The organism is Sphingobium sp. ba1, from assembly GCF_000743655.1.
Classification (GTDB): domain Bacteria; phylum Pseudomonadota; class Alphaproteobacteria; order Sphingomonadales; family Sphingomonadaceae; genus Sphingobium.
Genome location: NZ_JPPQ01000069.1, coordinates 2,873,326 through 2,882,312 on the forward strand (window position 1 = coordinate 2,873,326; position 8,987 = coordinate 2,882,312).

An 8,987-nucleotide genomic window follows, 5' to 3' on the forward strand; every position below is an offset into this window, starting at 1 on the left:
TGATCGTACCGCCGGCAACGCGCGCCGCCGACTGGCAGTTGACCAGCACCTGCGCCTGATTGGCGAAATTGACGGTGGATGGTGTCGGGGGAGTGGCAAACTGGCTGACGTCGCCAGGGTCAGACGCGCCGACGACCAGGCCGTTCTGGCCCCAGGTCAGCGCGCGCCATTCACCCGAACCGTCGGCGTTGAAGCGCGCGACATAGAGCGTGCCATTGTCCAGCAGGTCGACATTGTTGGCCCGGTTGGCCGTGGAAAAGGCGCGATCGGGGATGAATTTATAGATGCAGCCCGGCGTCGAATCGTCGCCCATGTAAATGGCGACGCGGCTGTCGCTATTGGCCATATAGGCCGTGTTTTCATGGCTGAAACGACCAAGCGCGGTGCGCTTCGTCGGGGCGGCCAGTTCCTGATAGGGGTCGATTTCGACCACCCAGCCATAGTCATTTTCGGGCTGGGTCGGATCAAGATAATTGTCGGTGGTTTCTTCGCAGGTGAGGTAGGTGCCCCAGGGGGTGCGGCCCGACGCGCAGTTGTTCAACATGCCCTTGACCTGACCCGACAGCAGACCCGAAGCGGGGCCGCTCACGCGGTAAAGGTCATTGCCGGTATAGCGCTTGTTGAAGCGCGAGCCCGCCTTGACCGACCATTTGCCGTCGCTGCCCTTGGCGATTTCAACGACCGAAATGCCGACGGCCGACAGAGCGAGCGCCTTCTGGTCAGCGGTTGCGGTCGCGGCATCATAGCTGCCGCCCATCAGGATGTTGAAGTCGGGATATTCGTGGTTCAGCGCCAGCAGGCCGCCGGCGTTCGCATCCGTACCCGACAGTTCGAAATATTCCATGCCGTCATGGTTGCCGCCAGCCCATTTCTCGGCATCGGCAGGCGTCGGGAAATTGCCCGAATAGGGGGTGCCGGTTTCGACCGAATCACCAGCCTTCAGCAGCACGTCGACGGTGTAGCCCGTGGGCACGGTAACGGTGTCATTCTGATTGGCGGCGACACCCGCGAAGGTGATGGCGTAGCTGTCGGTCGGGGTGGGCGTTGGGGTCGGCGTGGGCGTCGGGGTTGGCGTCGCCGAATCATTGTCATCATCGCCGCAGGCCGCCAGCGTGCCCAGCATCGGCAGGATCGAAAGGCCCATCAGGCCGTTCTTGAGGATCGTGCGGCGGGCCGGATTGGCGGCGACGATCGCCTCCAGGCTGTTGTCGCCCATGGCGATGGTCGGCTGCGCATCGCGGAAAGGCGCGCGCGCTTCGTCGGTCAGATGAGACATTAGGAATTTACCCCTGTGCTGTGACAGGCTGTCGGCCGGCGGCCGCGCCCTTGACCCAGGAGTTGGCAGAGAAGGATGACGTGTCGGGGGCGTGACGAAGTAGCGGTGATGAAATATGTATGACAAAACAGCGACGTGTCGGACCCGTCTATTACAATAGCGCGCTGACCTGCGCGATGAAGCGCAGCACCGAGATCGGCTTGGACACATAGGCCTGCGCCCCTGCCGCGCGAATCCGGTCCTCGTCGCCCTTTCCGGCATAGGCGGTCACCGCCATGATCGGCACGGCTGCGAGGCGCGCGTCGGCTTTCAAGGAAATGATCAGGTCCAGGCCGCTGACATGGGGCAAGTGAATGTCGGTGATGACGAGGTCGGGCAGGAAGGCCTGCGCCTGCGCCAGGACGTCGCGCCCGTCGCGCAGCGGCAGCACGTCATAGTCATGCGCCCGCAGCAGATCGCAAAAAAGTTTGAGATTGAGTTCGTTGTCCTCGACAACGAGCACGCGCTTTGCCACCAGTCACCCACGATTTTAACGATCATCCCAAGGCAAGCACGCCGTCAACGCGGCTTTCCCGTAGAGAAACACCCATGCGACCCGACCAACCGAATGGCAAGCAGGATAGCGTTGAAGACGCGATGACGCTGGCGTTGATGGCGCTGGGCTGGACGCTGGCGGAGGAATCGCGGGCGGACCGGTTGCTGGCACTGACCGGGATCGACGTCGAAACCTTGCGCGCGGGCGTGGGCGATCCGGCGATCATGGCGGCCATCCTCGCCTTTCTGGCCAATCATGAGCCGGACCTGATCGCCTGTGCCCAGGCGATCGACACCACACCCGCCGCGCTGATCGCGGCGCAGGAGATTTTGAGCCGATGACCCGCCCCCTGATCATCACCGATTGCGACGAGGTGCTGTTGCACATGGTCGTGCCGCTGCGCGCCTGGTTGGATGAGACGCATGCGGTGGATTTCGACATGCGCGAACGCGGCTTTGCCGAAGCGCTGCGCCACAAGGATAGTGGCCTGGTGCTGGAGCGCGAGCATGTGTGGCAATTGCTGATCGCCTTTTTCGATACGGAAATGCATCGACAGTCGCCGATCGCGGGCGCGGTCGAGGCATTGGGGCGCCTGGCGCAGGTCGCCGACATCGAAGTGTTGACCAATATTGGCGAGCGCCATCACCAGCAGCGCGTCGAACAGCTCGCTGCTTATGGCCTGAACATGCCGGTCCACTGGAATAACGGGCCGAAAGGTCGCCCGCTCGCCCGCATCGTGGCGGCGCGTGCGCCCAGCGTCGCGCTGTTCATCGACGACCTGGCCGAACATCATGAATCGGTCGCGCGGCATGCGCCCGATGTGTGGCGGCTGCACTTTGTCGGCGAGCCGGATATCGCCGCCGACGTGCCCGATGCCCCCCATGCCCATGCGCGGATCGACAATTGGGTCGAGGCCGAAGCCTGGATCATGGACCGGCTGGCCCAGTGTCCGGCCCCCCTTCCCCTTATCCCCACTGATGGAGCCTTATCATGAGCATCGACGCCCGCCTTGCCGAACTCGGCATCACCCTGCCCCAGGCCGCCACCCCGGTCGCCGCCTATGTGTCGAGCGTGGAAGCAGGCGGCATGTTGCATATTTCCGGGCAGATCTCGCTGGCACCCGACGGCCTGATGACCGGGCGCCTGGGTGAAGACCGCGACCTAGACTATGGCGTTGCCGCCGCGCGGATCTGTGGCCTCAATCTGATCGCCCAGATGAAAGCGGCGCTCGGCAGCCTCGACCGGGTCGAACGGGTCGTGAAGCTTGGTGCCTTCATCAGCAGCGCGTCCTCCTTCACGGATCAGCCCAAGGTCGCCAATGGCGCGTCCGAATTGATGGTCGATGTGTTCGGCGACGCGGGCAAGCATGCACGCAGCGCCGTGGGTGTGCCTGTTCTGCCGCTCGGCGCGGTTGTCGAAATCGACGCGATCGTCCTTGTCCGGGCTGCCTGATCGGCGACGTTTATGGTCGTGCCTGCCCTTGCGTAATGGCGGGCACGGCCCAATTTTCACTTCCGTGACCTGTAAAGCCCGGCAAGATCATCAGAACGTGCGCCCGTGACGGAATGGGTCGCGCGCATTGCCGCGGGCGTCGCCGACCTGCCGCGTGATCAGTGGGATGCCTGCGCGGGATCGGCCAACCCCTTCGTCTGCTGGGATTTCCTCACCGCGCTGGAACGATCGGGTAGCGTTGGCGAAGGGACCGGGTGGCAGCCCTTGCCACTGGTGATCGATGGCCCCGATGGACGAATCGTAGCCGCCGTGTCGGCCTATGGCAAAAGCCATAGCCAGGGCGAATATGTGTTCGACCATGGCTGGGCCGATGCCTGGGAACGGGCCGGTGGGCGCTACTATCCCAAGATCCAGATCGCCGCGCCTTTCTCGCCCGTGCCTGGCCCCCGGTTGCTGCTGCGCGACGAGGCCTTTGCCCCGGCGTTGATTGCCGGTGTCGAGACGCTGGTGGAGCGCAACAGCCTGTCATCGGCGCATGCGACCTTTGTGGAGGCCGATCAGGTGCCGCTGTTCGAATCGGCGGGGTGGTTGATTCGCGAAGACAGTCAGTTTCACTGGACCAATCGCGGCTATGGCGATTTCGGCGATTTCCTGGCCGACCTGTCGAGCGAGAAGCGCAAGAATATCCGCAAGGAGCGGGCGCGGGCGGTCGCGGGGCTGGAGATCGTTCACCTGACCGGCCGCGCGCTCACCGAAGCGCACTGGGACATATTCTGGGATTTCTATCAGGATACCGGCGCGCGCAAATGGGGAACGCCCTACCTCACGCGATCCTTCTTCTCGCTGCTGAGCGAGACGATGGCGGACAAGGTGCTGCTGGTCCTGGCGCTGCGCGAGGGGCGGGCGATTGCGGGCGCGCTCAACCTGATCGGCGGCGATGCGCTCTATGGCCGCTATTGGGGGTGCAGCGAGGATGTGCCCAACCTGCATTTCGAACTATGCTATTATCAGGCGATCGACATCGCCATCGCGCGCGGAATCAAGCGCGTGGAGGCAGGTGCGCAGGGCGGGCACAAACTGGCGCGGGGCTATGCGCCGGAACCCACTTGGTCAGCCCATCATATCCCTAATCCCGGTTTCCGCCGCGCGGTCGCGGACTTCCTGGCCGCCGAGCGGGCGGGCGTGCAGCAGGACCGCCAATGGCTGGCGGAGCGGACGCCGTTCAGGAAAGGGTAGCGGTCAGGCGACGCCGATCTGCGTCGTCACCATCCAGGCGCGGGCCTGACGCTGCGCTTCGGCAATCTGGCGTGCGGTCATTTCCTCGGCGATTTCGGCGCGCATCGATTGGCCTTCTTCGCTGCCGCGCAGAGCGGCCAGGTTGAACCATTTATGGGCTTCGACAAGGTCGACCGGCATGCCGCCGGTGCCGCAGCTATAGGCGACACCCAGGTCAAAACAGGCTTCTGCCGATCCGCTCGTCGCGTGCGACAGACGGCTTTCCATCAGAAACTGCGCGCTCTTGCTACTATTGCCCATAATGTTCTTCCCCTTGCCCAGCTAATTCAATGGATCGACCCTGCGGTTTTTCATTGCGGGCAGGTTGGACCAGCATCCGATAAAAAATGGTTAACGCCTGCGGCGGGATTTCCTGCGAATGGCGCAAAGAACCGGGCGTAGTAGGGTTAATGCGGCCGGAGGTGAGCGTCAGGAAGAGACAGATAAGGGGTGGCGTCGTTTGGCCTTCATCCCCATAGCCATGCCATGGCCCAATCGTCCCCCCAGCCCGCAACGCCGGGCGAAAAGCAGATCGGTTTCCGCGAGTTCGTGCTGCTGTGCGCGTGCCTGATGGCGATGAACGCGCTGTCGACCGACCCGATGCTGCCCGCTTTGCCCGCGATCAGTCTCGATCTGGCGATCCCGCAGCCCAATGACCGGCAATTGATCATCAGCCTTTATTTTCTGGGGTTGGGGCTTGGCTCCCTGTTGTTCGGCGTCTTGTCCGACCGATTCGGGCGCAAGAGCGTGTTGGGATGGTCGATGGCGCTGTTCATCATGGCATCGATCGCGTGCGCGGTGGCACCGAGTTTCACCATGCTGCTCATCGGCCGCACCTGCGCGGGCTTTTTTGCAGGCGCCAGTCGAGTCGTCACCGTCGGTATCGTGCGCGACCGGTTCAAGGGCGACGCCATGGCGCGGGTCATGTCGTTGATTTTCGCGGTGTTCATGCTGATCCCAGTGATGGCACCGAGTTTCGGTCAGGCGATCTTGTGGATCGCGCCGTGGCGCTGGATCTTCTGGGCGCTGGCGATCCAGGCGAGCCTGATCCTGTTGTGGATGCTGATCCGCATGCCCGAAACGCTGCACCCCGATAACCGGATGCGGATCACCCCGCGCACATTATGGACAACGGTCGGCATGGTGATGCGGACGCGCAGCTCGATCGGCTATATGCTGGCGAGCGGCGTGGTGATGGGGGGGCTCATCGGCTTCATCCTGTCGGTGCAGCAGATTTTCTTCGACATTTTCGACGCAGAGGGCTTTTTCCCGATCGGCTTTGCCCTGATCGCCGGATCGATGGGGGTGGGCAGCCTGATCAACAGCCGCCTGGTGTCGCGATTCGGTGCCCGGCGGCTGAGCCAAGGCGCGCTGATCATCTTCATCCTGATCGCCCTCGTGCATAGCGGCGTGATCTGGGCGGGGCGTGAAACATTGGTCACCTTCATGGTGCTGCAGGCGATGACGATGATGACGGTCGCCTTCACCGCGTCCAATTTCAGCGCCATTTCGATGGAGCCCTTCTCCAGGGGCGCGGGCATCGCTTCCTCCTTTCAGGCTTTTCTCACGACGGCCTTGTCGAGCGCGCTGGGCACGATCGTCGGCCAGGCATTCAATGGCACCACCCTGCCGCTGACGCTGGGCCTGCTGGTGTTCGGAAGCTTGTCCTTCCTGATCGTCGTCTGGGCCGAGCGCGGCAAGATGTTCACGCGGCCCAATATGAGCAGCCTGCGCGACATCGAATTCAAGGCGCTGCATTGAACCTTTGAAGCCAACAGCACATGGACGGACAGGCACAAAAAAAGGGGCGGTTTCCCGCCCCTTTTTCGTTGGTCGATCAGGCGTCCTGCCCGCCCGGCGTATGCGCGCCGGGTAGCGGCGGCACGGGTTGGGGCGGGATGCCCGCATCATGCTCCGGCACATCCCCATCATTACCGCGCCCAACATGACTGCGGCTGCGGCTGTAGGCGAAATAGACGATGAGGCCGAGGGTAGCCCAGCCAACGAACATCAGCTTGGTTTCGACACCCAGGCTCCAGAACAGATACATGCAGCCTGCGATTGCTACCGGCGCCGTGAACAGGATCGCCGGGGTGCGGAACGGGCGGGCACGATTGGGGTCGGTCCGACGCAGCATCATCACCGCGATCGACACGGCGGCGAAGGCGAAGAGCGTACCGGAGTTGGAGATGTCCGCCAATATGCCGACCGGGAAGAAGGCCGCGAACAGCGCCACGAAGACACCGGTCATGATGGTGATGACATAAGGCGTCTTGTAGGTCGGGTGAACCTTCGAAAACATTGCAGGCAACAGGCCGTCGCGGCTCATGACGAAGAAGATGCGGGTCTGGCCGAACATCATCATCAAGATGACGGACGGCAGAGCGAGGCCGGCGGCCAAGCCGAGCAGGTTGCCGATCTGCGGCCAACCGATTTCACGCAAGGTCCAGGCGAGCGCTTCCTTCGAGCAGGTGACCGCTTCCGTGCCAGCGGCGGCCAGGGCGGCGCATTGCGCCGACAGGGCGGTCGATCCGGGCGCGAGGGCGATTCCGCCCTGGGCGATCGGAATGCCTGTTTCGGTGACGGGCTGCGCGCCCACCGTGCCGATGACGCCAGCGGCGACCAGCATGTAGAAGATGGTGCAGATGGCGAGCGAGCCGATCAGGCCGATCGGCATGTTACGCTGCGGGTTCTTGGTTTCTTCGGCAGCGGTGGAGACGGCGTCGAAACCGACATAGGCGAAGAAGATCGAGGCCGCCGCAGCCGATATGCCGGAGAAGCCGAGCGGAGCGAATGGCGTGAATTTTTCCATGTTCATGACCGGCAGGGCCAGCACGATGAACAGGGTCAGCGCGGCGACCTTGATCAACACCAGCACGGCATTGACCGACGCGCTCTCCTTGGTGCCGATGACCAGCAGCCAGGTGACGAGGCCGGCGATCAGCATGGCAGGCAGGTTGACCATGCCGCCATCAAAGGGCCCGCGCGTCAGGAGATCAGGGATATCCATCGCGAATGTATGTTCGATCAGGCCGACGACATAGCCGGACCAGCCCACCGATACCGCGCCTGCCGCAACGGCATATTCCAGGATCAAGGCCCAACCGACCATCCAGGCGATCAACTCGCCCATGACGGCATAGCTATAGGTATAGGCGGAACCGGAGACCGGCACCATGGCGGCCATTTCGGCATAGCAGAGCGCTGCCACGGCGCAGACGAAACCGGCGATGACGAAGCTGAGCATCATGCCCGGTCCCGCCTTTTGTGCGGCTTCGGCCGTCAGCACGAAAATGCCGGTGCCGATCACGGCGCCGATGCCCAACATCGTCAGCTGGAATGCACCCAGCGACCGATGCAGCGATTTCTTCTCGGCCGTCGCCAATATGGCGTCGAGAGATTTTACCCGCCCGAATATCATCAATGAAACCCTTTTATCGATATCTTGCCTGGGCGGTCGGTGGCCCCGTCCCCCTATGCTCTGATAGGTGAGACTATCGCCTAAATCGTCCCGCGCAAGTATGTTGCGTGGCGATGACATGAATGTCGGCAGTGAATAAGGGGAACAGCGTGGTTGAATTGATCCGGGCGCGGAGTTTGGCAGACCTTCCGCACGGCTTCGCTGGTCGGCGCGGCGGCTGTTCGACCGGGCTCTATGCCGGCGCGAATGTCGGGCTTGGATCGGAGGATGATCCTGCCCTGGTGCGGCGCAATCGCGATCTGGTGCGGGACGCGGTTCTGCCGGGATCGACGCTGATGACGGTGCATCAGGTCCATTCTGCCGACGTTGTGTCGGTTGATGCGTCGTTTGCTGATGACGCTCGGCCTACTGCCGATGCCCTTGTGACCGACAGGCCTGGGCTGTTGCTGGGCATATTGACCGCGGATTGCGTGCCAGTGCTGTTTGCCGATCCTGATGCGGGAGTCGTGGGCGCTGCGCATGCCGGATGGAAGGGCGCCATCGGCGGCGTAACCGACCGGACGATTGCGGCGATGGAGACGTTAGGCGCTGGCAGGGGCGCGATCGTTGCGGCGATCGGGCCGTGCATTGGCCGTGCGTCCTATGAGGTGACCGATGCCTTTGCGCTGCGGTTCGAGGCGGAGGACGGTGCCAATGAGCGTTTCTTTTCGGAAGGGCGCGTCGGGCATCGCCAGTTCGACATTGCCGCCTATGTGGCGGCGCGCGTGGCGGGCGCTGGCGTTGGTCGGGTCGAACTGCTCGATGAGGATACGTACAGCCAGGCTGATCGTTTTTTCAGCTATCGGCGGTCGTGCCATCTGGGTGAGGCGGATTACGGCCGTCAGCTATCGGTGATTGGTTTGGGTTTGTGATGAGGGCTAGACGCAAAAAAGCCCGCCTTTGAGGGCGGGCGTATTGTGTGCGTTGGTGTGGTTGCGGGAGTAGGATTTGAACCTACGACCTTCAGGTTATGAGCCTGACGAGCTACC

General features: G+C 62.9%; 10 protein-coding genes. 6 read left to right on the forward strand and 4 right to left on the reverse strand.

Annotated elements, in window-relative coordinates:
* Both IL54_RS17160 and IL54_RS17165 read right to left on the reverse strand, forming a co-directional pair.
* A partial coding sequence (locus tag IL54_RS17160) for a PhoX family protein (protein ID WP_037479060.1) occupies positions 1-1,276 on the reverse strand: 1,276 nt, incomplete at its 3' end.
* Between the two features lie 151 nt (positions 1,277-1,427).
* On the reverse strand, positions 1,428-1,790 hold the full coding sequence (locus IL54_RS17165; RefSeq protein WP_171899229.1) for a response regulator: 363 nt from the start codon (positions 1,788-1,790) through the stop codon (positions 1,428-1,430).
* Between the two features lie 74 nt (positions 1,791-1,864).
* On the opposite strand from IL54_RS17165, the gene IL54_RS17170 reads away from it, so the two are divergent.
* The 4 genes from IL54_RS17170 to IL54_RS17185 all read left to right on the forward strand — a co-directional run bounded on the left by IL54_RS17170 (position 1,865) and on the right by IL54_RS17185 (position 4,499).
* A complete protein-coding gene (locus IL54_RS17170) occupies positions 1,865-2,152 on the forward strand; it encodes a DUF3572 domain-containing protein (RefSeq protein ID WP_037477223.1) in 288 nt (95 codons plus the stop codon).
* The gene (locus IL54_RS17175; RefSeq protein ID WP_037477225.1) at positions 2,149-2,805 is read left to right on the forward strand and encodes a hypothetical protein; all 657 of its coding nucleotides are present in this window, start codon (positions 2,149-2,151) and stop codon (positions 2,803-2,805) included. The genes IL54_RS17170 and IL54_RS17175 overlap by 4 nt, the downstream gene beginning before the upstream one ends.
* Positions 2,802-3,263, forward strand: coding sequence for a RidA family protein (locus IL54_RS17180; protein WP_037477227.1), 462 nt, complete (start codon positions 2,802-2,804; stop codon positions 3,261-3,263). Before IL54_RS17175 ends, IL54_RS17180 begins: the two co-directional genes overlap by 4 nt.
* Before the next feature lie 105 nt (positions 3,264-3,368).
* On the forward strand, positions 3,369-4,499 hold the full coding sequence (locus IL54_RS17185; RefSeq protein WP_037477230.1) for a GNAT family N-acetyltransferase: 1,131 nt from the start codon (positions 3,369-3,371) through the stop codon (positions 4,497-4,499).
* A 3-nt stretch (positions 4,500-4,502) separates the two neighbouring features.
* Here IL54_RS17185 and IL54_RS17190 read toward each other — a convergent pair whose 3' ends face one another.
* Positions 4,503-4,799, reverse strand: coding sequence for an SEL1-like repeat protein (locus tag IL54_RS17190; protein WP_037477232.1), 297 nt, complete (start codon positions 4,797-4,799; stop codon positions 4,503-4,505).
* A 225-nt stretch (positions 4,800-5,024) separates the two neighbouring features.
* Between IL54_RS17190 and IL54_RS17195 the strand changes: the two genes are divergently transcribed.
* A complete protein-coding gene (locus tag IL54_RS17195; RefSeq protein ID WP_037477235.1) occupies positions 5,025-6,299 on the forward strand; it encodes a multidrug effflux MFS transporter in 1,275 nt (424 codons plus the stop codon).
* 76 nt (positions 6,300-6,375) lie between these two features.
* On the opposite strand, the gene IL54_RS17200 is transcribed toward IL54_RS17195, so the two are convergent.
* Entirely contained in the window at positions 6,376-7,959 is a 1,584-nt protein-coding gene (locus tag IL54_RS17200; RefSeq protein WP_037477238.1) for an amino acid permease, read from the reverse strand.
* 149 nt (positions 7,960-8,108) lie between these two features.
* Between IL54_RS17200 and pgeF the strand changes: the two genes are divergently transcribed.
* Positions 8,109-8,870, forward strand: a complete 762-nt coding sequence (pgeF, locus tag IL54_RS17205) for a peptidoglycan editing factor PgeF (RefSeq protein WP_037479066.1) — start codon at positions 8,109-8,111, stop codon at positions 8,868-8,870.
* Positions 8,871-8,987: the final 117 nt, after the last annotated feature.

Bases quoted from the DNA above. Each gene is read 5' to 3' on its own strand.
- IL54_RS17170 (WP_037477223.1), top strand. From the start codon at position 1,865: ATGCGACCCGACCAACCGAATGGCAAGCAGGATAGCGTTGAAGACGCG.
- IL54_RS17175 (WP_037477225.1), top strand. From the start codon at position 2,149: ATGACCCGCCCCCTGATCATCACCGATTGCGACGAGGTGCTGTTGCAC.
- IL54_RS17180 (WP_037477227.1), top strand. From the start codon at position 2,802: ATGAGCATCGACGCCCGCCTTGCCGAACTCGGCATCACCCTGCCCCAG.
- IL54_RS17190 (WP_037477232.1), bottom strand. From the start codon at position 4,799: ATGGGCAATAGTAGCAAGAGCGCGCAGTTTCTGATGGAAAGCCGTCTG.
- IL54_RS17195 (WP_037477235.1), top strand. From the start codon at position 5,025: ATGGCCCAATCGTCCCCCCAGCCCGCAACGCCGGGCGAAAAGCAGATC.
- IL54_RS17200 (WP_037477238.1), bottom strand. From the start codon at position 7,959: ATGATATTCGGGCGGGTAAAATCTCTCGACGCCATATTGGCGACGGCC.